Source organism: Bacteroidales bacterium, assembly GCA_021157585.1.
Lineage (GTDB): Bacteria > Bacteroidota > Bacteroidia > Bacteroidales > UBA12170 > UBA12170.
The window spans coordinates 15379-37497 of sequence record JAGGWH010000105.1 but is presented as its reverse complement, the minus strand read 5'-3'; the positions used below and the strand labels follow the sequence as shown (position 1 = coordinate 37497).

At 32.9% G+C, this 22119-nt stretch carries 22 protein-coding genes; 10 read left to right on the top strand and 12 right to left on the bottom strand.

Annotated elements, in window-relative coordinates; translation table 11 throughout:
- Positions 1-6: 6 nt before the first annotated feature.
- A complete protein-coding gene (locus J7K39_07625) occupies positions 7-1140 on the bottom strand; it encodes a hypothetical protein (protein MCD6179758.1) in 1134 nt (377 codons plus the stop codon).
- 274 nt (positions 1141-1414) lie between these two features.
- Here J7K39_07625 and J7K39_07620 point away from each other — a divergent pair, with 274 nt between their 5' ends.
- From J7K39_07620 to cdd, 3 genes are all read left to right on the top strand, one after another.
- The gene (locus J7K39_07620; GenBank protein MCD6179757.1) at positions 1415-1903 is read left to right on the top strand and encodes a transcriptional repressor; all 489 of its coding nucleotides are present in this window, start codon (positions 1415-1417) and stop codon (positions 1901-1903) included.
- Between the two features lie 209 nt (positions 1904-2112).
- On the top strand, positions 2113-3408 hold the full coding sequence (locus J7K39_07615; GenBank protein MCD6179756.1) for an adenylosuccinate synthase: 1296 nt from the start codon (positions 2113-2115) through the stop codon (positions 3406-3408).
- A 95-nt stretch (positions 3409-3503) separates the two neighbouring features.
- A complete protein-coding gene (gene cdd / locus J7K39_07610) occupies positions 3504-3995 on the top strand; it encodes a cytidine deaminase (GenBank protein MCD6179755.1) in 492 nt (163 codons plus the stop codon).
- 46 nt (positions 3996-4041) lie between these two features.
- Here the strand turns inward: cdd and J7K39_07605 are convergent, their stop codons facing one another.
- From J7K39_07605 to J7K39_07595, 3 genes are all read right to left on the bottom strand, one after another.
- Positions 4042-6357, bottom strand: coding sequence for a hypothetical protein (locus J7K39_07605; GenBank protein MCD6179754.1), 2316 nt, complete (start codon positions 6355-6357; stop codon positions 4042-4044).
- Between the two features lie 125 nt (positions 6358-6482).
- Positions 6483-7427: a phosphoribosylaminoimidazolesuccinocarboxamide synthase gene (locus J7K39_07600; protein ID MCD6179753.1), complete on the bottom strand. Its 945-nt coding sequence runs from the start codon at positions 7425-7427 to the stop codon at positions 6483-6485.
- 194 nt (positions 7428-7621) lie between these two features.
- Positions 7622-8587: a PhoH family protein gene (locus J7K39_07595; GenBank protein MCD6179752.1), complete on the bottom strand. Its 966-nt coding sequence runs from the start codon at positions 8585-8587 to the stop codon at positions 7622-7624.
- 381 nt (positions 8588-8968) lie between these two features.
- Here J7K39_07595 and J7K39_07590 point away from each other — a divergent pair, with 381 nt between their 5' ends.
- Genes J7K39_07590 through gldG form a run of 3 tightly spaced genes read left to right on the top strand, consistent with a single transcriptional unit; the run spans position 8969 to position 12251 of the window.
- Complete coding sequence (locus J7K39_07590; protein ID MCD6179751.1) at positions 8969-9751, top strand: SAM-dependent chlorinase/fluorinase; 783 nt, start codon at positions 8969-8971, stop codon at positions 9749-9751.
- A gap of 23 nt (positions 9752-9774) precedes the next feature.
- Complete coding sequence (gldF, locus tag J7K39_07585; GenBank protein ID MCD6179750.1) at positions 9775-10506, top strand: gliding motility-associated ABC transporter permease subunit GldF; 732 nt, start codon at positions 9775-9777, stop codon at positions 10504-10506.
- Entirely contained in the window at positions 10500-12251 is a 1752-nt protein-coding gene (gene gldG, locus J7K39_07580; GenBank protein MCD6179749.1) for a gliding motility-associated ABC transporter substrate-binding protein GldG, read from the top strand. The genes gldF and gldG overlap by 7 nt, the downstream gene beginning before the upstream one ends.
- A 111-nt stretch (positions 12252-12362) precedes the next feature.
- Here the strand turns inward: gldG and J7K39_07575 are convergent, their stop codons facing one another.
- Complete coding sequence (locus J7K39_07575) at positions 12363-14102, bottom strand: C69 family dipeptidase (GenBank protein MCD6179748.1); 1740 nt, start codon at positions 14100-14102, stop codon at positions 12363-12365.
- 189 nt (positions 14103-14291) lie between these two features.
- On the opposite strand from J7K39_07575, the gene J7K39_07570 reads away from it, so the two are divergent.
- Both J7K39_07570 and J7K39_07565 read left to right on the top strand, forming a co-directional pair.
- Positions 14292-14723: a hypothetical protein gene (locus J7K39_07570; GenBank protein MCD6179747.1), complete on the top strand. Its 432-nt coding sequence runs from the start codon at positions 14292-14294 to the stop codon at positions 14721-14723.
- A 1-nt stretch (position 14724) separates the two neighbouring features.
- Complete coding sequence (locus tag J7K39_07565; GenBank protein MCD6179746.1) at positions 14725-15537, top strand: 4-(cytidine 5'-diphospho)-2-C-methyl-D-erythritol kinase; 813 nt, start codon at positions 14725-14727, stop codon at positions 15535-15537.
- On the opposite strand, the gene J7K39_07560 is transcribed toward J7K39_07565, so the two are convergent.
- From J7K39_07560 to J7K39_07540, 5 genes are all read right to left on the bottom strand, one after another.
- Positions 15538-16872: an MATE family efflux transporter gene (locus J7K39_07560; protein ID MCD6179745.1), complete on the bottom strand. Its 1335-nt coding sequence runs from the start codon at positions 16870-16872 to the stop codon at positions 15538-15540. It lies immediately after the preceding gene.
- Between the two features lie 39 nt (positions 16873-16911).
- Complete coding sequence (locus J7K39_07555; protein MCD6179744.1) at positions 16912-17376, bottom strand: hypothetical protein; 465 nt, start codon at positions 17374-17376, stop codon at positions 16912-16914.
- A 98-nt stretch (positions 17377-17474) separates the two neighbouring features.
- On the bottom strand, positions 17475-18056 hold the full coding sequence (locus J7K39_07550; protein ID MCD6179743.1) for a sigma-70 family RNA polymerase sigma factor: 582 nt from the start codon (positions 18054-18056) through the stop codon (positions 17475-17477).
- Positions 18057-18180: 124 nt separating this feature from the next.
- Entirely contained in the window at positions 18181-18684 is a 504-nt protein-coding gene (locus J7K39_07545) for a hypothetical protein (GenBank protein ID MCD6179742.1), read from the bottom strand.
- Between the two features lie 61 nt (positions 18685-18745).
- Positions 18746-19060 (bottom strand): hypothetical protein, encoded by a 315-nt coding sequence (locus tag J7K39_07540; GenBank protein ID MCD6179741.1) that lies wholly within the window; start codon positions 19058-19060, stop codon positions 18746-18748.
- 190 nt (positions 19061-19250) lie between these two features.
- Between J7K39_07540 and J7K39_07535 the strand changes: the two genes are divergently transcribed.
- Both J7K39_07535 and J7K39_07530 read left to right on the top strand, forming a co-directional pair.
- Positions 19251-20708, top strand: coding sequence for an NAD(P)/FAD-dependent oxidoreductase (locus tag J7K39_07535; protein ID MCD6179740.1), 1458 nt, complete (start codon positions 19251-19253; stop codon positions 20706-20708).
- 11 nt (positions 20709-20719) lie between these two features.
- Positions 20720-20890 (top strand): hypothetical protein, encoded by a 171-nt coding sequence (locus tag J7K39_07530; GenBank protein MCD6179739.1) that lies wholly within the window; start codon positions 20720-20722, stop codon positions 20888-20890.
- A gap of 33 nt (positions 20891-20923) precedes the next feature.
- Here the strand turns inward: J7K39_07530 and rnpA are convergent, their stop codons facing one another.
- On the bottom strand, positions 20924-21307 hold the full coding sequence (gene rnpA / locus J7K39_07525; GenBank protein MCD6179738.1) for a ribonuclease P protein component: 384 nt from the start codon (positions 21305-21307) through the stop codon (positions 20924-20926).
- 27 nt (positions 21308-21334) lie between these two features.
- Positions 21335-22087, bottom strand: coding sequence for a uroporphyrinogen-III synthase (locus J7K39_07520; GenBank protein ID MCD6179737.1), 753 nt, complete (start codon positions 22085-22087; stop codon positions 21335-21337).
- Between the last annotated feature and the right edge of the window lie 32 nt (positions 22088-22119).

The following is a 22119-nucleotide window of genomic DNA, read 5'->3' as shown; positions in this document are numbered from 1 at the left end:
GATAATTTATAAGGGAGTAATTTCAATTAAGAACTTAATGACAACGTAAAGACCATCTGCTAAAAAAGTACGCCAACTATAAAGTATTACAAAGGCAAACAATAATAAAGGAAAGTTTAAGAGTGCTCTTTTATTTGTTTTAAAAAATGGATAATCGGGGGCTTTTAAGTTAAATAATACAGAGCCGCTTAATAAAATCCCAAAAACTAAAACTAAAGTTTCATACGCCTGATTATTTGGTATTTTTATTAAAAATATTATTGAAGAACCTAAAATATAGGGGAGTAGTGTTTGATGTAGAAAAAATAAAGCTCGATTTTCTTTTTGTATTCTAAAACTATTGTTTGAAGTGGCTTGCAGCCTGCTTGCAGAATAGTAACCAATAAGTATTAAACTTACTAAAGAAATAAGCGCGAAAAAGAATTTTGTAAAATCGTTCCAAAACAACCATAAGGGCACAAAGCCAAAGCCTTTATTTGTAATTACTCCCGAAATGAAAGCGGCAAAGAAATAAGCTATTCCCAGTAATCCTGTCCAATAAAAAAATAAACGTAGTGAATAATAATTACGAGCTTTGAAAAACAGATAGTTGTAGGAGTATAAGCCAACAATTAAAGAAATTAAAGGACCGGACAAGGTAACAGCAATAATATTTAATCTAGTCCAATTACTGGAGTGGGCATTAAAATCCAGCTTATAGTAATAAAGTGTACCGTAAATTTCTTGAAATGATGCCGTAAACATCACCGCAAACTGATAAAGCATATAAATTAAAATATATGCGACTAAAAAACTGAGAGTGGAATTTAATATATGTAAGAAAGAATTTAGATTGTTAGGGCGATATAAAATATTTCCTTCCGCGTCCATTACTATCTTTCTACTGTGTTCTTTTGAAAAAAGTAGTTGATAAAATGGATTGTCGGTTTTGTTTTTTCTTTCTTCTTGTAATTGTTTTTTTTGTATCGCTTTTTGATATTTCTTTTGTGCTTTGTATTTGCGTAAATCGGCACGATATAAACGGTAATTATTTATTATGTCGCGAATAGTTATTTGTTTCCTTTTTGGCAATTTATGTTTTTGCATATGTTTTTTACGGGAGAATAATTTAGTAGAACGAGGAAGCTTATAAAGATTCATAGTTCAAAATTAAAAAAAACTACAAGCGCAATTGGAACTAACTGTATTTATTTTTTAATGTCACTTTTGTGAGCAAAATAGTTGATTTATATCGCATTATTTGTTGATCAGAAATTAGTTATTTGTAATTAATCCAAATAAAAAAAAATTCATATCTTTATGCCCACGATTAAATTCTAGTAATCGCAAAAGTATTTGTTAATTTGAATAAGATGAATGTGTAGCGTTATAATGATTCTTATCAAAGGGGCGTTAATTCAACAATAAAAAGCGAATGAAGAGCACGAATACAAAAGAAACTTACGAAGCTGTTAAGAAAGTTTTTACAGAATTTTTACAAAAAAACGGACAGCGAAAAACACCTGAGCGTTATACTATTTTAAAAGAAATTTACAATACTGATGGTCATTTCGATATTGAGGCTCTTTATGTAACCATGAAAAACAATAAGTATAGAGTGAGTAGAGCTACCCTATATAATACCATGGAATTGCTTTTGGAGTGTAATTTAGTTACCAAACATCAATTTGGAAATAATTGCGCACAGTTTGAGAAATCATTTAAATTTAGCCAACATGACCATTTTATTTGTCTTGATGATGGTTCTGTTTTAGAATTTTGCGATCCACGCCTACAGGAAATTAAAGACTCGGTTGAAAAACTTTTAGGTGTTACCATCAGCAGTCATTCCCTTACTTTTTACGGAAGCTGTAATACAAAAAAAGCCGCAGCTGCAAGAGTTGCAACAGTTAAGCATCCTTAATTAACAAGCTTGATTTTTACAAAATAAAAATCAAAAGATTTCATATTAGTATTCCATTTGCTCCTTGCCGGAGAGTTTGTTTTTCTAAAAAATAAGCTGAATTCGTACCACATATTATCCTTATATTTGTTTCGCTTTTAAAAGTCGTATTTTTCAGACTTTTATTTAATTTTTTTAATAACGCCTTTTTAGGTAAAAAATAATAATAGATGAAGGTTGATGTTCTTTTAGGTTTGCAATGGGGCGATGAAGGAAAAGGTAAAATAGTAGATGTTTTCACTCCTAAATACGATATTATTGCCAGATTTCAGGGCGGACCTAATGCCGGTCATACACTTGAGTTTAACGGACAAAAGCATGTATTACACACTATTCCTTCCGGAATTTTTCACTCTAAAACCAAAAATTTAATTGGAAATGGAGTAATAATAGATTCGTATGTTTTTAAGCAAGAAATAGAAAAATTAAAAGTTAGTGGAATAAACCCTTTACTGAATTTGTATATTTCTAAAAAAGCACATCTAATTTTACCAACTCATCGCCTGCTCGATGCTGTTTACGAAGAATCCAAAGAAGGAAATAAAATTGGATCAACATTAAAAGGAATAGGCCCGACTTATACCGACAAAATTAGTAGGACAGGCTTACGAGTTGGAGATATTTTGTTGGATAATTTTGAAGAGAGGTATAATCAGAAAAGAGAAAAACATTTTGAAATAGTTAATAATTACAATTTCGATTTAGATAATTTTCAAATTGACGGAAAATCATTTAAAGAATATGAAAAAGGCTGGATGGAGGCTTTAGATACTCTAAAATCAATAACGCTCGTAGATAGTGAACACTTTATTAACTCGGCATTAAAAGCAGGCGAAACTGTTTTAGCAGAAGGCGCTCAGGGTACAATGTTAGATATTGATTTTGGAAGTTATCCTTTTGTAACCTCATCAAACACTATTGTTAGCAGCGTATGTTCCGGTTTGGGTGTTGCACCACAAAAGATAGGTCGTGTATTTGGAGTTTTTAAAGCCTATTGTACTCGTGTAGGAAATGGTCCTTTCCCAACCGAATTATTTGATGAAATTGGAGAAGACTTGCGAAAAGCAGGACATGAATTTGGCGCAACTACCGGTCGTCCACGACGTTGCGGATGGCTCGATTTACCCGCACTAAAATATGCCATTATGCTTAATGGAGTTAGTGATTTGATTATTACCAAAGGCGATGTAATGGATGAATTTGAGACTATAAATATTTGTGATGAATATAATTATGGTGAGCAAAAAATAGACTATTTCCCTTATGAAATAAACGATTCTAAATTACAAGCTGCATATAAATCTTTTAAAGGTTGGAAAACAAATATTAGTAAAATTCAGAAAGTTGAAGATTTACCTCAAAGCCTTATGGATTATATCACCTATATTGAACAGCAAGCTGAAGTTCCTGTTTCTATAATTTCTGTTGGTCCTGATAGAACGCAAACATTATTCCGTAATAAATAATTATTCGGGAATTACTTGGTTTTTTGTAACTTTGCGCCCCGCAAACGGTATAAACACAGAGTTTTTATCTGCTTGCATTTACTTAAAGGATACTGATGAAAAAAATAAAACATATTATTGAAATAGAAGATTATCAGAGTTTCGATGAATTAAATACTTCGGATAGAGAATTACTTAATAAAGCTCAGATAGCCTGTAAATCAGCTTATGCTCCTTATTCTCAATTTCGTGTTGGTGCTGCTGTTTTATTAGAAAATGGTAAGATTGTAACGGGAAATAATCAGGAAAATGCAGCTTATCCTTCCGGTTTATGTGCCGAACGTGTTGCTATGTACTATGCTTCTGCTAATTATCCCAATACTCCTATGTTGGCTATTGCAATTGCTGTAGATTCAGATCAGATTAAATTTACTGCACCTCTTGCCCCTTGTGGCTCTTGTCGCCAAGTAATGGCAGAATATGAACATCTTTATAAACTAAAGATGCGCGTTATTTTATCTGAACCCGGAGGGAAGGTTCAAATAATTAATGGTATTTCCGATTTACTACCGCTTACTTTTAATGCTAAAGAGCTAAAAGGAATATAAATAATATTTCTTTTTATTTGAGGAATAATATTCGATTTTATACAATTTAATGTATAAACATAATTTTTGTTACTATGCTTTCTGAGCCGTCGGTATTAGCAATAAAAACTAAATAAATACCTGTTTGCACACGATCTCCTTGTAGGTTATTGCCACTCCAAATAGCTTGACCGCCATCAGATCTAATTTCATTTACCAAGCGTCCGCTGATGTCTGTAATTTTTATAAAAGCATCTCGACTTAAACCTTTAATGGCAATTGGACCTACATAATCTGGTCGCACGGGATTGGGATAAGCATAAACATCTGCAAAAATATTTTCTTCTTCTCCTTTGGTTGCCGTTCCTTTATAAACAATCAAACCCTGATCGGTTCCAATATATACTTCGCCATCATCATTTATTCCAATTTGTGTGATATTATCAGAATACAACGGACTATTTTCTGTTGTAAAATGAAGCAATTCTTCCTGACCGTCGGCAGAAAGTAAAAATACTCCTGCCCTTTCTGTTCCTATCCATTTACGGTTAGCACCATCAACAGCTATGGTTTTTACTTTCTCTTTATCGAGCAAATATTGAGCGTAACCATCGCGTTCTACAATAATTTTTTGAGCATCATAATCTCCTCCATAAAAAATATTCTCTGCTTGATAAATAACACCTATACCTTTATCCGTTCCTATCCACATTTCGCCATCTAAATCGCAAGCTAAAGACAATACCATAGTTCCGGGTATATTTCCACTTCCAACAGCCGTACTCAAGCCTTTAAGCTGTTGACCTGTTGGCCGACTTTCATCAAATACTAAAAGTGAATATACTCCGCCTATACGTACCGACATCCACAAATAATCTCTATTATCTGCCAACATATCTTTTATGTTGTATGAACTCCAAGCACCAAATTCAAAGGGAGTCCACTCTCCTGAAGGTTCACGCTTATGCAAAAGAGCATTAGATTCAGCGGAAGCTACCCATAAATTATTTTTAGAATCGTAGGCAACACCACCCAAACGCATAATATGACTGTAGATAGAATTGGGAGTTAAACTGCTATTATGTCTTCCATATGCTTCTACAAAACCGTTTTCATCAAAAGTGTATAATCCTTTCCCCCAAGTTCCAACGGCATATTCGTTGGGATTATTAGGATTTATATCAACACAAACAAAGTCGTAAGCTGTGTCTAAAGCGGGTACATTGCCCTTGTAATAATTAGTCCAAAAGCCATCTGTATAAGTAAAAATGCCGTCTTTCATATACACATTCCCATAAGAATCGGTTCTGCCTCCGGCAGCAACTACAACTTTTGATCCTACAACAGACATATCAAAAACTTTTGTAGTACGTGGTCCATTTAAAATATGACTCTGAAAATGCTGTAAATCCGGAGAACTAACTAAGCCCTGAGCTCTATCGGCTATATAATAATTCCCGTCAGAAGAAGTAAGAACAGCATTAGGCTGAAGAGTTATTTCAAAGCCTTCGCCATAAGTATATATTTTACGATCAAATGAAAAATCGGAATTAAAAATCCCTAAAGAATATTTATGTGAACATAATAATTTATCATTACTAACATCAAGATTTAAAACCTTATCGTTAATAGGGGATATCATTTCCTTCCACGAGTTTGATGTTATGGCAAACATCTGATCTTTAGAGCTATTAGTAAACCTATTTACAACAAGCTCATCCTGAAAAGCCACAATATGATTATAGGGAGCATCCTGAAAAGGCAAATGAGTTAGCTTAATCCAATTATTGAAATTTGCTAAGTTTGGATTATCGATATTTGCTCGGTAAATACCGTTTTCCGTTGCTGCAAAAAATTCTCCGTCTAAAACATCTAAATCAAAAACCTCAACATTTTCTCCATTTTCTCCAACATAATAGGTGTCTTTTATTTCTTCGCGCTCAATATCAACAACCACTATTCCAAATCCGCAAGATAAATAAGCAAACTGATTAATAAAGAAAATATCATTAATGGTTTTATTACCTAAAATGGTTTTTCGCTTTATATCAGATAGATTTACAATTTCTCCGTTTTTTATTAAATCAATATTAGCATTGGTATAAGCAATAAACAGTGTTTTGTATTCCGGATTATAACGAATGGTACTAATCCCGAAATCATTCAAGCCATTCACTTTAGAAATACGATCGAGTACCGCTTCTTTTTTATGGAAACTGAGGATGCTGTAGGGTGTAGCGGCGTATACAAAATCTTCTGATTCTGTAATAGATGTAAGCTGGCTGTAAGGTAGTTCGTCGCGCCAATGACCAAGAGGAATATTTTGAGCTGAAAGAAAATAAGTTTGAAAAAGAAAAAGTATAATAAGTGTGGTGTATTTCATTCCGGGTATATTTTAGCGACAATAATAATCAATTTTTCGACTTTTAATTATAAGATAAATATAAAAGCTCCGACGAAGATATTTCATCTGAGCTTTTATAACGTTTTTCTTGATATTTTGGTATTTTATTTCTTCAGATAAGAAAGAATGTTTTTTTCTACACGTGCTAAAATATCTGAAGTATCTGCTTTTACAAATTTTTCACCGGTAATTTGTTCGTATAGTTCAATATATCTTTCGGAAACAGAGGTAATAAATTCATCTGTCATTTCGGGCATTATATCACCATCACGACCTTGGAATCCATTATCCATCAGCCATTCGCGCACAAATTCTTTAGAAAGTTGTTTTTGATTTTTGCCTTTAGCAAAACGTTCTTCGTATTCGTTTTTATAGAAATATCGAGAAGAATCGGGAGTGTGGATTTCATCAATCAAGTAAATTTTACCGTCCTTTTTCCCAAATTCGTATTTAGTATCAACCAAAATAAGTCCGCGTTCTTCTGCCATTTGACTACCTCGTTCAAAAAGTTTTGTGGTAAATTTTTCAAGTAAAGCATAATCTTCGGGCGATACTAATCCACCTCGTAAGATGCGGGTTTTTGAAATATCCTCATCATGAGCACCCTGTTCTGCCTTGGTTGTTGGAGTAATAATTGGAGCTGGAAAACGCTGATGTTCGCGCATACCGTCGGGAATTGGAATACCACAAATTTCGCGAGCTCCATTTTTGTAAGAACGCCACGAAGATCCGGTTAAATAGGCTCTGATAATCATTTCTATTGGAAAGGGTTCGCATTGTATTCCCACAGTAACCATAGGATCTGGGGTGGCCATTTTCCAATTTGGAACAATATCGACAGTAGCATCTAAAAATTTTGATGCTATCTGATTTAAAACCTGCCCTTTATACGGTATTCCCTTGGGTAAAACTACATCAAAGGCTGATATACGATCGCTAACCAACATAACTAATAACTCTTCTCGAATAGTGTATACATCGCGAACTTTGCCTTTATATACATTGGTTAATTCCGGAAAATTAAAATCTGATTTAACAATAGTGTTCATCTGTTTATAATTTTATGTTCTGGACAGATAAGCGATTCCGATTATTCGGAAGAAATAGCAAGTGAAAAACAACCATTACCCTTTGTAGTAAACGATAATTTATATATGCCCGTCTCATTATAATTATTTATATATTTTGAGCTTTTTTAAAATGTAAAGATATATATTATCAATGAATTATCACTTTTTGTTTTTTATAATTTAGCATGAAATCCCATTTGGGTTTCTTCTGTTTTATAGGCGTCTATTATTTTTCCAACCAAGGGATGACGTACAATATCGCTATTGTTTAAGACCACTATTTTAATGTTTGGAATATTTTTTAAGATTTTAGTTGCCTGAACCAAACCCGAATGGTGTTTTTTTGGCAGATCTATTTGTGTAATATCTCCAGTGACTATAAATTTTGCCGTTTTCCCCATTCGTGTTAAGAACATTTTTAGTTGATTTTGTGTGGCATTTTGTGCCTCATCAAGAATGGCAAAAACATAATCCAGTGTTCGACCACGCATATATGCCAAAGGAGCAATTTCAATAGTTCCATCCTCTAAATATTTTTCCAGCTTGGATGCGGGTAACATATCGCGTAATGCATCATAAAGAGGCATCATATAAGGGTCGAGTTTTTCTTTCATATCGCCGGGTAAAAACCCCAAATTTTCGCCGGCTTCTACTGCCGGACGAGCTAAAATAACTCTTTTAACTTCTTTGTTTTTTAATGCTCTAACAGCAAGAGCAACAGCGGTATATGTTTTTCCTGTTCCGGCAGGACCAATGGCAAAAGTTAAATCGTTATTATTAACCGAATCTACCATTTTTCTCTGATTTTCTGTTCGTGCTTTAATTTGAGCGCCATTTCTTCCATGCACTAAAACATCATTAGGAAGTGCTTTTTCTCCTACTTTAATATCTTTATCAGCAAGCATTTTAAGGTCGGATTCGGAAATTGATTGAAACTGTTCAAAATGTAATAAAACCTGATCAAAATAATTTTCAAAAGTTTTAACTGATTTATCAGAACCTATAACTTTAATCATTTCACCACGAACAATTATTTTTAGTTGTGGAAATAAACTACGAATAACTTCTAAATTATTCTCGTTAATACCGAAGATTGATAGCGGATCGTAACCTTTAACACTAAGTATTTTTTCTCCCATAGAAATATTATTAATTGTTTACAGATATTATAACGATTAAAAACGACTAATAAGAGAAAACCTTAAATAGCTCATTAACGGTATTCCAATTATTATAAAACCATAGCAAATTTCTGAAAAATAATGATTTACCGGAGAAAATTTGTAAAATATTCTTTATACCGAGCTTGGCTTATTAAAAAGAGTTTATGAGAATAGATTTTTTGGCTTGTTTTTTTATACAAGAACAACAAATGTATTGTATTATGAGTGTGTAAATAGATTACTTAATTAAGTAACAACCATACTAAAAGTTTAATTTTTTATGCGTTTAAGTATTTTTATGGATAATAAAATTAATGTACATTTGAAAACAAAATTTCGTACATAAAATTTAAGCAAATGTCAATTATTACACTAACATCAGACTGGGGTCTTAAAGATCATTATTTGGCTTCTGTTAAAGGGGCTTTCTTACGCAGTATTCCTGAGGTTACATTAATTGATATATCGCATCAGATACCTCCTTTCGATTTGAATCAAGCTTCCTTTATTTTAAAAAGTGCTTATAAAAATTTTCCTGAAGGGACTATTCACATTGTAGGTGTAAATACCGAAGCGTCTATAGAAATGCCGCATGTTTTAATTAAATATAACAAGCATTATTTTATTGGTGCCGACAATGGTGTTTTTGCTTTAATGTTTGACGAAACTCCGGAACTAATCATTGAGCTTGATATTATACAAACTTCCAACCGTTTTTCATTTTCGACTAAAGATGTGTTTGTTCAGGCGGCTATGCATTTAATTGAAGGTAACGATATTATGCTTCTTGGTGAAAAAAGAGAGTTTTTAACTAATAAAATATCGTTTAAACCCGTTATAGAAACTAATCTGATAAAAGGAAAAGTTATTTATATAGATAGTTATCAGAATGTGATTACCAATATTACTGAAGATTCGTTTAAAGAAGTTGTTAAAGGGAGGGAATTTAAGATTCTGTTACGTGCCGGAAGCTACGAAATCACCAATATTAGCAAATCGTATATGGATGTTAGTGAGGGTGAATTATTAGCTCTTTTCGATTCGGAAAACTATCTCGAAATTTCTATAAACAAAGGAAAAGCAAGTGGTTTGTTGGGCTTAGGAATTGATGATGTAATACGAATAGAAGTACTTACTTAAAGCGCAAAAAGATTGTAGTTTTCATGTTTGCACTATACAAAAAAGAAATAGCAGCTTTTTTAAATACACTAATTGGTTATGTTGTAATCTTGGTGTTTTTACTTATTACGGGTTTGTTTTTATGGGTTTTTCCTACAGAATACAATATCCTTGATTTTGCTTATGCTAACCTCGATCCGTTTTTTATGTTAGCTCCTTTTGTATTTCTATTTTTAATTCCTGCCATAAGCATGAGAATGTTCTCAGAAGAGAAAAAAACAGGAACTATTGAATTGCTTTTTACTCGTCCGCTAAACGATTTGCAAATAATAGGAGCAAAATACTTAGCAGGATTAAGCTTAGTTATTATAGCCATAATTCCCAGTTTAATTTATGTTTTGAGTGTTTATTGGCTTGGTTTTCCCTATGGAAACTTAGACTTAGGAATTATTTGGGGGTCGTATATTGGTTTAATATTTTTGGCTTCGGCTTTTGTGGCCATTGGATTATTTTCATCGGCTATTACCGACAACCAGATTATCGCTTTTATAATTGGTATTAGCATTTCTGCTTTTGCTTATTTGGGATTTGAGATAATTTATTCTCTCGATTTATTCGGAAATTTTGATTTGTTTGTACAATCCTTAGGAATACAGGCGCATTATACATCCATTCGCCGTGGAGTTATTGACTTACGCGATTTGATATATTTTATTAGCCTGACAGCTTTGTTTCTTTTATTTACTCACACCCTTTTAAGTCGAAGAAAATGGTAGATAAAAAGAAATATCAAACGAGGAAAAACAAGAAAAAAAGTTTAATCCGACTTTTCATTGGAATAGTGGCTATTTTTCTAATAAACCTAATAGTATCTCAAGTTTATTTGCGCTTTGATCTTACTCAGGAAAAAAGATATACTCTTTCGGATGCCACTATTCAAATGCTCAAAGAATTAGATGATTATGCTTATTTTAAAGTGTATTTAGAAGGTGATTTTCCGGCAGGTTTCAAAAGATTGCGTAACGAAACCCAAGATATGTTGGAAGAGTTTAAGGCTCATAGTCATTATATAGAATATACTTTCATAAATCCTACAGGCATAGCCGATAACAAAAAACGCGAAACATTAATTCAGGAACTTGTTAAAAAAGGGCTGCAACCAACCAATTTACACGTAAATAAAAAAGATGGCAATAGTCAGATATTAATTTTCCCGGGGATTATTTTGGAGTATAAGGGTTACGAGATTCCCATTGAATTACTGAATACACAAATGGGAGTGTCTCCGGAACGAATACTAAATAATTCTGTGGAAACGCTTGAATTTAACTTAGCATCGGCTTTGCTGAAAATACAAGATAATAAAAAACCTACTGTCGCTTTTTTAGATGGGCATGGCGAGTTAAAAGGCGCTTACGTTGCAGATATAGTTAAATCTTTAAACGAATTTTATATCTTGGGTAGTTTGAGAATAGATGGTAGAATGAGTAGTGTGTTTGCCGTTGATACCATTACCCAAAAAGTATTGGATAAACCTATAATAGATGCTTTAATTATTGCACAACCCACTAAAGCATTTTCCGAAAGTGACAAATATGTTATTGATCAATACATAATGCATGGTGGAAAAGTTTTTTGGCTGATTGATCCTGTTATTGCAAATATGGATAGTTTAAAAAATAGCAGTCAAACAGTTGCTCTTAAAAACGAGCTTAATTTAGACGATCAATTATTTAAATACGGAGTGCGTTTAAACAGTAATTTATTACTCGATCTTAATTCCCGTTCTATTCCCATTGTAACAGGAATGATTGGTAAACAAGCCCAACAAGAGCTGCTTCCTTGGTTATATTTTCCGGTTTTAATGCCGCAATCGCAGCATCCTATTGTACGAAATTTGAATAGTATAATGACGGAATTTCCTTCTACTTTAGATACAGTAGCTGTGAATAATGTTAAAAAAACTATTTTATTAAAGTCTTCACTTTATTCGCGATTGGTGGCAACGCCTGCTGTTATTGATTTGGCTTTATTGGAAGAGCAACCCGATGCGGCTAATTACCAAGCTCCTCCTCAAGACGTTGTGGTGCTTTTAGACGGACGGTTTAAGAGCCTGTTTGCTAATAGAATTACTCCTGCTTTAAAAGATAAATTTAGCCTTCCACCAAGAAAAAATGAGAGTGAAAAAACAAGCATGCTGGTAAGTGCCGATGGCGATATAATTAAAAATCAAATACATTATAATCAGCATTATCCTTTGCCTTTGGGTTTCGATCAGTTTACAAGACGAACCTATGGAAACAAAGATTTTATAATAAATGCTATGAATTACCTTTGTCAGGATAATGGACTTATAAATATCCGATCACGAGAAATTACTTTACGCCTGCTCGACAAAAACAAAGTGGAAAAGAATAAAATTCTTATTCAGATATTTAATGTTTTTACTCCTTTGATTTTAATGCTTTTTTTAGGTCTAATATTGACCTATATCAAAAAAGTGAGATATACGGTTAAATAGAAAACAACAAAAGCCCTTGAATTAATTTTCAAGGGCTTTCTTTTTTCTATCACTTCAAATGTAAAATTAGTCAGGGTTTCATTTAGAGTGAAACCCTGACTTAATTAAGTTTTAGTGACCGCCTTTTTCTTTTGGCATTTTTAATTTATCACCAGTTTCGTCAACAATTTGTTTTAAAAATTCTTTACTATAACCTGGTTGTTTTAACTTAGGATTTTGTTTTCCGGGATCAGCTGTTTTAATATTACCATCCATATACTTCATAAATAAGTAGTGGTAAAACTCTTTCCAAGCATAAGTTACCTTATCGGCTTCGGTACAAGAATAATTGGTAAGGTATTCTACTGCCGTTTTTGTATCTTTCTCTAAAAGAGTAAGAGCAACCTTATCCACTTCTTTAGTTGCAGCAACAAATCCATCTTCAAAGGCTTTTTGCTTTTCTGCAATTTCAGGATGAATTGTATTATAACGAGTATAAGCGAAATTACTTAATTGATTAAACACCCAAAAAGCAGCGTCATCACTCCAAACCATCATTTTACCATTGTCTCTTTCAAAAGTATGTGGGGCTTTTGTTATGCTGGAATACATTGGAATATATACAGAACTTGATGCGTCATCAACACCAAACCAAAATATACCGCCTATCTCGTTGGGTAACCAAGAGCGCGATTGAGCTACAAAAGAGAATCCTGTTTGTTGAGTAGCTGTTGCGCGTTCGTTGCAATAAGACTCTCCTTCTACTTCCCAAGTCAGTGGACGCCAACGATAAGGAACGTTAAAAGGTCCTGCTCCAACATCTTTACTCATATCTAATTCAGTTCCTTCGAGGTGATTACGCATAAAATGCATCATATCTTGAACACTAACTTTTTTATTTGGCTTTATCCACAAAGGCATGCGGTTAGTTGCATATCCATCAACATTTTTATCGCCATTGGCTAATTTATCGCCATGTTCAATATTTCCTTTTGCATATTCCCAATAGTCGTCCATATTGTCAACAAGCTGATCGAACATAGACCAAACACGGATCTCGCAAAAACGAGCACCACCAAAATCGACAGGAGCATAAGTTTCAGAAAAACTAAAGTTTTTATCTTTTCCTTTATACCATTTCATTTTACGAGCAAAATCAATCACATCATAAGCATATACAGTTGTAATTTTAGTATCAAATATTTTATCTAAATTTTTAGATGTAATACTGGTTTTTCCATCGGCTTTTGGAAAAGTTCCAATACGAGCATGATTAGCATGACCACTAACATAACCATCAGGAATCATACGAGCTACCCAAACAGCACCTGTTTCAACACTTCCTTTGCTAATCATTTCCATAATCCAAACTTCATTGGCATCCGAAATAGAAAAAGATTCGCCGGAACTATAATAGCCGTATTTATCCATTAAATCGGCAATATTTTTAATTGCTTCACGAGCAGATTTTGAACGTTGCAACGCAATATATATCAAACTACCATAATCCATAATAGCATTTGGATCGTGTAATTCACTACGTCCGCCATAAGTTGTTTCACCAATAGCAACCTGGTATTCATTCATATTTCCTACTACATTATAGGTTTGTTTAGCTTGCTTGATAGCCCCAAGATATTTTCCAGTATCCCATTCATAAACATCCAACATGGCATCATCTGCCCAAGTTGCAGCCGGCCAATGGTATAATTCTCCGAATAAAACATGTGAATCGGCCGCATAAGAAATCATAGTAGAGCCATCGGTTGAAGCACCTTTTGTAATCAAATAGTTGGTACAAGCATTTGACTGATTAATTGTGGTAATAGACATCAGAATAGCTGTCATTAGCACGAATAAATTTTTCTTCATATTCAATTGTGTTTTAATTATTTTCGATAATGAATACAAAAATAATGGAATTGTGGATATGGACAAGATAATGCCGTTTATCTTTTATTCGCGGTGCGACTCAAAATAGCATCCGGACAATTTACAATAAGAATTATTATATCTGTCTTAAATAATTATGTATTTTTGATTTAAATAAATAGAGTTTTTATGTCGAGTCATTCCAGCAAGAAGTCACGTTATAAAGCCCGTAAAAAACAACGTAATATAAATACGTTAAAAAGATACACTTATAATGTATTCACTTTTACTATGTATTTAGGACTGCTTATTTTTACTTATCTTCTATTTTATTCCTTACTTTTTGAACCTATTTTAATTTCAAAGTCTTACGGTTCTAGTGATATACGCGAGATGGTTTATCTGGCAATAGCCGGATTTATTGTTGGATTGTCGTATTTTATAAAGACGCTGATAAATTATAAGGAAGAGCAACAATGGCAAAAGAACTGGCGTTTATTACGCGATGTAAAATTTGATTTAACTCGTTATTCTTCTTTAAGAAGAATGGGTATTGACCATATTAATAAACGTAAACGAAAAAAGAAGCATCACCATTCCTCTAAAGAAAAACACAATTAGTATGCTTTGGTTTCCTTATGCCAAAATAAATTTAGGTTTAGCCATTTTAAATCAACGTATTGACGGATATCATAATATCGAGAGTCTTTTATCGCCCATAAAACTTTATGATATTTTAGAGATTATCGAAAATCCCAATCAAAATAAGGACGAATTAAAACTTACAGGCTTTCCGCTCGATATATCAATCGAAGACAATTTAGTTTGGAAATCAGTACTTATTCTACGAAAACACTATACTTTTCCAAGTATAAAAATTCATTTGCACAAACAGATTCCAAGTGGAGCAGGCTTAGGAGGCGGAAGTTCTGATGCGGCTCATACTCTTTTGGCTATCAATCGGCTTTTTCATCTCAACATTAACCGGAATGCTTTAATAAAATTAGCCTTAAAAATTGGCAGCGATTGTCCGTTTTTTTTAATACAAAAAACACAATATGCAAAAGGAAGAGGCGAACTTTTAAAACCTTTTAAGCTAAACTTAAATCCCTTAAAGCTCTTATTAATAATTCCCGATATTTCTATTTCTACCAAAAATACTTATGATAAAGTTACAGTAAAGACACATTACAATCTACCCAAAGACGTTCTTAAAAAACCTATTAAAAATTGGAAGCAGCTTTTAAAAAATGATTTTGAAAATATAATATTTACCGATTTCCCTCTTTTAGCAGAAATAAAAGAAAAACTTTATCAAAAGGGAGCAATCTACGTATCCCTGAGTGGAAGCGGTTCAGGGATATATGCTTTTTTTTCTGAAAAAATTGTTATAAAATTACCCGAACGCTATCGATATTATTGGTTAAATTTTTAATTATATCTTTTTTTGTCGCCAATTTCCTTTTATCAAATACCAATAGCTAAACAGGCTAAGCCCCGACATATAAACATATTCTGAAGTCCACGCAATAGCGACATCCACATTACGCAAAATTACTATCCAATACAAATACGAAATATAAAAAACTAATGTAACCACCTCTATTCCAAGAGCTGTTTTAGTATTTGCCGTTCCACTTACCCCACTAAAAACAACAAAGGCAACGGCAAAAATTAATATTGCACCACTAATAACATAAAGCGAAGTAAGCGTATCGGCAATCAAGCCGGGATCGTCGGTATATATTTTAATTAATAATCCGGGAATCAACCAAATAAGTAAGATGAATGGAATAATACTAAAGAGACTTATTTTTACTATTTTATTAATAATACTCATTACGCTATCGGTAAAGCCTTCGCCAATAGCATTACTTACCAAGCTTGTTGTTGCCGTACTTAATCCCATAATAGGAATAACCAAAATCATATAAATACTTCGTACTATATTTGAAACAGCTAATGATCGTTCTCCCATTTGTTCTATAATTACAAAAAACATAAACCAAGTAGCAACAGATAAAAAATATTGCACCATAATATAAGTAGATATCGACAAAGTACTTTTTATAATAATAAAGTCGATTTTAGGAAAACGAAACAACTGACATTTTTTAAAGTTAAGAGTGATGCGGGCATAAAAAACAAAAAATACTAAAGAAACAGCTTCTGCTATTATGCTTGCTAAAGCGGCTCCCGCGATACCCATTTGTGGGAATCCGTACTCACCAAAAATAAATAGGTAATCAAAAATAATATTTGTAACAGCCATAATTACAGCACTGTATCCCAAAGCTTTTGTTTTGGTTACACCAACAAATAAGGCTCTAAAAGCCAAGTTTCCAAAAGCAAAGAATATACCCCAAATACGGATATTCAAATAGGCTTTTGAGGCTTGAAAAATATTATCGGAAGAAACAATTTGTTTTAAAACAGGAGAGCCAAAGAAATAAACAAACGTAAAAATAATCAGCGCTAACAGTAGAAAAAAGTAAACTGATTGATCAAAAATACTCCCTATTTGTTTGAATTTTTTTTCGCCATTTCGGCGAGCAATCATTATTTGAGTTCCGTTACTAAAACCAAAACCCAACATAAAAATCGCAATATAAAATAATCCGGCAATAGCCGAAGCCCCTAATTCAACCTCTCCCACTCGACCTAAAAAGGCTGTATCAATAACATTTATAATATTTTGTGCAAGTAAGCTTAGAATTATAGGATAAGAAACCTGCCAAATTTTATTATACGAGGGAACGCCTTCTTTCATATTGCAATTTAGATTTTCCTTCGAGACAAAATATGATTTTTAAAACATAAAACCGTTGTTCTGTAAAATACGGAAACGTTTTCTTAAAATATCATCAATGCCAAATAATGAGAATGATGCTAATGCAATAATAAATATTAAGGACAAAGAAAAAGTACGAGTAAAAATACGAATAACATAATCTAAAAATATCGTATTTACATTCTCCAATAAATAGCGAATAATCCCCTCTTCAGGTAGCCAAACAGAAATATAAGGCCAAATGATAAACACCACAGTTAGATTAATAAGAGCAATTAAGCCAAAGATTAAGAAAGTAATTTTTTTACCTACGGCACTAACGCTATACTCTGATGCTAAGCTCTCTTTTTGTTGAACATTAGCCATAATATTGGCTGTAAAATTCAAAGAAGGCGACAATAGATAATTTTCATTAAACAATGACTTTAAAAAAGTGTCTTGATCAACCTCCTGATATCCTTCTGTTTTTTCTATCGTTTTCATCTTTTGATAATTTTACCTTAACGATAAGATGTAAGTAGTTATTAATTCCTTTGCTGTATTATAAAATCTCGATAATAACTCTTTGCATCATTACAAATTTATAAATTGTTTACAATCTCTTCATTTTTCACTAAGTCTTCTTGCATCTTAACATACAGTTTTTTTCTAATACGATGTAATTTTACTTTCACATTAGCTGCCGACAATCCTGTTATTGAACTAATATCATTAACCGATAATTCTTTTAAATAAAAGAGATTAATAATTAAATAATCATCGTCGGATAAAGTACGCAAAGCTGTTTGAAGCATTTTTTGTTGCTCTTCAGCATCAACAGCATCCAAATCCTCACGTATATCATCTTCCGAATAATTTGAAATAACAAAATCATCAAGTGCATGAACTTCTAACCTACGTTTGCGAGTCATTGAAATTGCCGCATTATAAGCTATTCTGTATAACCAAGTCGAAAATTTGGCATCTCCTCTAAACTTATCTAATTTATCAAAGGCTTTTAAAAAAGTATCTTGTGCCAACTCCTCGGCTTCTTCGGCTTTTCTGACAATTCTAAAGCAAATGGTATAAACCATTCCTTTATGCTTTTCAACAAGAGGAGCATACGCACTGCTGTTGCCTTTAAGCACCTCCTCTATGTAAAAACTATCATCTTTAAAAGCCATTTTGCCTGGTTTTCATTTATAGGACGGAAAATAGTGCTTTCGGTTACAAAACAAAAGCTTAAAATTTAAGCTTTAATATAAGAGGGTTTAATATTCATAATTAAACGTAAGCAAACCGCTTATACTATTCATATGGTCTTTCTAAAATTGCTTGCGCAATAACAGCCTGGCGTAAATCAAAGTCTAAAGAGTTAGTGTTTTTATCCTCCTCATTATCATCAATTGCCGATTTTTGTATTTCATTCTTTTCTTCTTCAAAAATAATAGAGGGTTCTACATTATCGGTTCCTGAATAAGTGTCAATTTTGCTTTCTACATCTGCTTCAGGAACAGTATCTAAATAATCTGTTTCCTCATAATCAGATACTTCTTCCTGATTTTGATAAGTATCAAGAATTTCTTCTTCAAAATCACCCTCCGAATAAGGATGAGGAGCAACAGAAGCCGTTGAAGGTTTTTCTTGATGAAACATAGATTCTAGAACATTATCAATAATATCTGAAGACTCAGATGTTGGAGAAGGTGGGCTTTGAGAGCTATTTACTTTAGCCTTATTTTTTTTCACGGCAGAATAAATACTATAAACTATCCATCCAACAAATAAAAGCGTATAAATAAAATCGTCCATTTTATAATTTTAAGGTGTAAAGTTAAATAAAATAACAGGAAAAAGCTTGAGTTTATTTAAACTAAATACCCAACCAGCGAAATAAGAAAAAGCTACGCCTGCGTTTCCCCATATTTTTAGGTTTTTTCCGACTTTGTTTTATCATATTACGCTGTTGTTCGTTTTGTATCTTAGTTTGGTGTTTATACTTTTTATCATACTGTTTGGTAAATTTTCTATTGGCTTTTCGTTTACTACGTTCTGCCGAACGAATAGCCTTTTTTTCCATACGGGATGCATGATCCAAATGTAAAGATTTGCAAGAACTAAAACTTCCCGTTAAAGAAAGAAACAAGGTAAAAATAAATATAAGTCCAAGATTTTTTTTTATTTCCATATTGATTATCTAAACAGACTTTAAAGGTATCTATTTTTCTTAAATACTTTTTAGAGATTTCATTTTGCCTTTTTTATTTTTATTATTTGCTAAAGTGAAAAATATATGTAGCTTTGTAAATAGCTCAAAATGAGCAACAATATATAGGTAATCAAATACCTAAAAAACGAAAAACTAAATTGATTTTATTATGGCGAAAGTTTTAGTTTTAGGTGCCGGAGTTTCCGGTCATACTGCTGTTATGTATTTAAAAAAACTGTTGGGTAAAAAACACGATATAATCATGGTGAGTCCAAACAGCCACTATCAGTGGGTACCATCAAATATTTGGGTGGGCGTAGGCTTAATGAAACCTGATCAGGTAAAATTCAAACTAAAGCCTGTTTATGATAAAAAAGGAATTGTTTATAAACAAGCTATGGGAATCTCTATTCATCCCGAAGGCGATAATGAAATCGAAAGTCCTTATGTAAAAATACGCTATGTCGAAGAAGGGAAACAAGGTCTTGAAGAAAATGTTACTTACGATTTCTTGATAAATTCTACCGGACCAAAACTAAATTTTGCAGCTACAGAAGGTTTAGGACCTGATAAATTCACCCAATCGGTATGTACTTACGACCATGCTGAACATGCTTGGAAAAATCTTCAGTTGGCTCTAGAAAAGATGGAGAATGGAGAACACCAAACTTTCCTTATAGGAACAGGTCATGGACTTGCTACTTGTCAGGGTGCTGCTTTTGAATATGCTTTAAACATTGCTTTTGAAGTAAATAAACGCAAACTAAATAAGTTAGCTGATATCGTATGGATTAGTAATGAATATGAGTTGGGCGATTTTGGTATGGGTGGTGCTTACATTAAGCGTGGAGGCTATATTACACCTACTAAAATTTTCACAGAATCTATTTTAGCTGAATATGGTATTCGCTGGATTAAGCGTGCCGGAGTTTATAAAGTAGAAGAAGGAAAAGCATTTTACGAGAATTTAGAAGGCGAATATTTAGAGCAAGAATTTGATTATGCAATGTTAATTCCCGGATTTAAGGGTGCGGATATGAAAGCATTTAATAACGCCGGAGATGATATAACAAATACTGTTTTTGCTGCTAACGGAATGATGAAAGTTGATGCTGATTATTCAGGTAAACCATTTGAAGAATGGTTGGCATCGGATTGGCCTTTAATTTACCAAAGTCCGGCATACGACAATCTATACGCTAGCGGGATTGCATTTGCTCCTCCTCATGGCATGTCTAAACCTCAGAAAAGTAAAAACGGAACACCTATATTTCCAACACCACCAAGAACAGGTATGCCATCGGGTGTAATTGGAAAAATTGTTGCTCAAAATGTAGTTTATCGTATCAAAACAGGAAAAGGCGGACATCCTCACCATGCTACTATGGCTAAGATGGGTGCTGCTTGTATTGTTTCTGCAGGATATGGTCCTTTTACCGGACAGGCAGCTACTATGACTGTTTCACCAATTGTTCCCGACTGGAATAAATATCCGGAATACGGAAGGGACATCTCAAGAACCGTTGGTGTTGTTGGATTAGCCGGACATTGGATGAAACTTTTTATGCATTATATGTTTCTTTATAAAGCCAAAGGAAAATTTGGTTGGTCTTTAATTCCCGAATAAAAAATAAGATTATGACTAATATACACGATCGATTAAAAAATACTCCGTATTCCGGACAGGCTTTTGCTACACGACCATCAAAATGGACTATGCATTGGCGTCGCAATTTTTTCTATCAAGTTTATCAATTCTTTAAACTGAACTTAAAAATTATGTTGATGGTTGTTAGAGGTCACTCTTAATCAATTATATACAAAATCTACAGGATAGCTTTCCTATTTATGCTTAATAAGTGATAATTGTCGGAGTGCCTTTTGCATTTTAGCTTCTAAATCTTGAAAATCAGGTATTGTTTTTCCTACATAAACAAAAGCAACCTCTGCTTTTATATGTTTTTCTTCAAGAATATCAAGCAATAAAGATTTATTTAAACGATAAGATTCTCGGCATAATCTTTTTATACGGTTTCTGTCTACCGCAAGCTTGAATTGTTTTTTTCCAATACTAAAAAGAACAGAAGCTCTTGGACTTACCTCTTGAATTTCTTCAAAATTATAGTAAACTTTAAAAGGGTAGCTAAAAAACGATGATCCATGCTCAAAAAGGCGATGAATATTTATTTTACTATTAAGACGTTCCTTTTTATTAAGGGTATACATTTTTAGGGTCTTTGTTATGAAGATCCCTTATTTTGTCTTCATTAATTTCTCAATATATTGCTCTATAGCCATAGTCATAGAGGGTGCTGTTTTAGTAGGAGCTTCTATACTTAATTTCAAGCCCGATTCCCTAACAGCTTTACAAGTTGCCGGACCAAAACCAGCAATTAGAGTATCGCCCTGTTTATAATCGGGAAAGTTAGCAAATAACGATTTCAGTCCGGAAGGACTAAAAAATACGAGTAAATCATATTTATCAATTTCAATATCTGACAAATCGCTCGACACGGTTTGATACATTACAGCTTTGCTGTGTTTAACTTTATTGTCTTTAAGTATTTGCGATAAATCTTTCTCTGAAACATCAGAACAAGGCAATAAAAAATTCTCGGTTTTATGCTTTACAATAATTTCTAATAGTTGTGCAAAACTCTGACGACCATAAAAAATCTTACGTTTACGATATTGTACATATTTCTGAAGATAAAAAGCTATTGCTTCTGAAACACAAAAATATTTCATAGAATCGGGGATCTCCGCTCTCATCTCTTTAGATAAACGAAAGAAATGGTCAACAGCATTACGACTGGTAAAGATAACAGCAGTATGATCTAAAATAGGGATACGATCCTTACGAAAATCAATAGCTTTAACACCTTCAATTTTAATGAATTTATGAAAATCAATATTTACCCTATATTTCTTTGCAAGAATATAATAAGGCGATTTCTCTACATCAGCAGGTTTAGGTTGCGAGACTAATACGTTTTTAAATTTCACGGATAAAAATTTAATTATACAACAGCACTTTT

What these genes read in the sequence shown, in the direction of transcription:
- J7K39_07625 (MCD6179758.1), bottom strand. Translation starts at nt 1,140, where the DNA reads ATGAATCTTTATAAGCTTCCTCGTTCTACTAAATTATTCTCCCGTAAA.
- J7K39_07620 (MCD6179757.1), top strand. Translation starts at nt 1,415, where the DNA reads ATGAAGAGCACGAATACAAAAGAAACTTACGAAGCTGTTAAGAAAGTT.
- J7K39_07615 (MCD6179756.1), top strand. Translation starts at nt 2,113, where the DNA reads ATGAAGGTTGATGTTCTTTTAGGTTTGCAATGGGGCGATGAAGGAAAA.
- cdd (MCD6179755.1), top strand. Translation starts at nt 3,504, where the DNA reads ATGAAAAAAATAAAACATATTATTGAAATAGAAGATTATCAGAGTTTC.
- J7K39_07605 (MCD6179754.1), bottom strand. Translation starts at nt 6,357, where the DNA reads ATGAAATACACCACACTTATTATACTTTTTCTTTTTCAAACTTATTTT.
- J7K39_07600 (MCD6179753.1), bottom strand. Translation starts at nt 7,427, where the DNA reads ATGAACACTATTGTTAAATCAGATTTTAATTTTCCGGAATTAACCAAT.
- J7K39_07595 (MCD6179752.1), bottom strand. Translation starts at nt 8,587, where the DNA reads ATGGGAGAAAAAATACTTAGTGTTAAAGGTTACGATCCGCTATCAATC.
- J7K39_07590 (MCD6179751.1), top strand. Translation starts at nt 8,969, where the DNA reads ATGTCAATTATTACACTAACATCAGACTGGGGTCTTAAAGATCATTAT.
- gldF (MCD6179750.1), top strand. Translation starts at nt 9,775, where the DNA reads ATGTTTGCACTATACAAAAAAGAAATAGCAGCTTTTTTAAATACACTA.
- gldG (MCD6179749.1), top strand. Translation starts at nt 10,500, where the DNA reads ATGGTAGATAAAAAGAAATATCAAACGAGGAAAAACAAGAAAAAAAGT.
- J7K39_07575 (MCD6179748.1), bottom strand. Translation starts at nt 14,102, where the DNA reads ATGAAGAAAAATTTATTCGTGCTAATGACAGCTATTCTGATGTCTATT.
- J7K39_07570 (MCD6179747.1), top strand. Translation starts at nt 14,292, where the DNA reads ATGTCGAGTCATTCCAGCAAGAAGTCACGTTATAAAGCCCGTAAAAAA.
- J7K39_07565 (MCD6179746.1), top strand. Translation starts at nt 14,725, where the DNA reads ATGCTTTGGTTTCCTTATGCCAAAATAAATTTAGGTTTAGCCATTTTA.
- J7K39_07560 (MCD6179745.1), bottom strand. Translation starts at nt 16,872, where the DNA reads ATGAAAGAAGGCGTTCCCTCGTATAATAAAATTTGGCAGGTTTCTTAT.
- J7K39_07555 (MCD6179744.1), bottom strand. Translation starts at nt 17,376, where the DNA reads ATGAAAACGATAGAAAAAACAGAAGGATATCAGGAGGTTGATCAAGAC.
- J7K39_07550 (MCD6179743.1), bottom strand. Translation starts at nt 18,056, where the DNA reads ATGGCTTTTAAAGATGATAGTTTTTACATAGAGGAGGTGCTTAAAGGC.
- J7K39_07545 (MCD6179742.1), bottom strand. Translation starts at nt 18,684, where the DNA reads ATGGACGATTTTATTTATACGCTTTTATTTGTTGGATGGATAGTTTAT.
- J7K39_07540 (MCD6179741.1), bottom strand. Translation starts at nt 19,060, where the DNA reads ATGGAAATAAAAAAAAATCTTGGACTTATATTTATTTTTACCTTGTTT.
- J7K39_07535 (MCD6179740.1), top strand. Translation starts at nt 19,251, where the DNA reads ATGGCGAAAGTTTTAGTTTTAGGTGCCGGAGTTTCCGGTCATACTGCT.
- J7K39_07530 (MCD6179739.1), top strand. Translation starts at nt 20,720, where the DNA reads ATGACTAATATACACGATCGATTAAAAAATACTCCGTATTCCGGACAG.
- rnpA (MCD6179738.1), bottom strand. Translation starts at nt 21,307, where the DNA reads ATGTATACCCTTAATAAAAAGGAACGTCTTAATAGTAAAATAAATATT.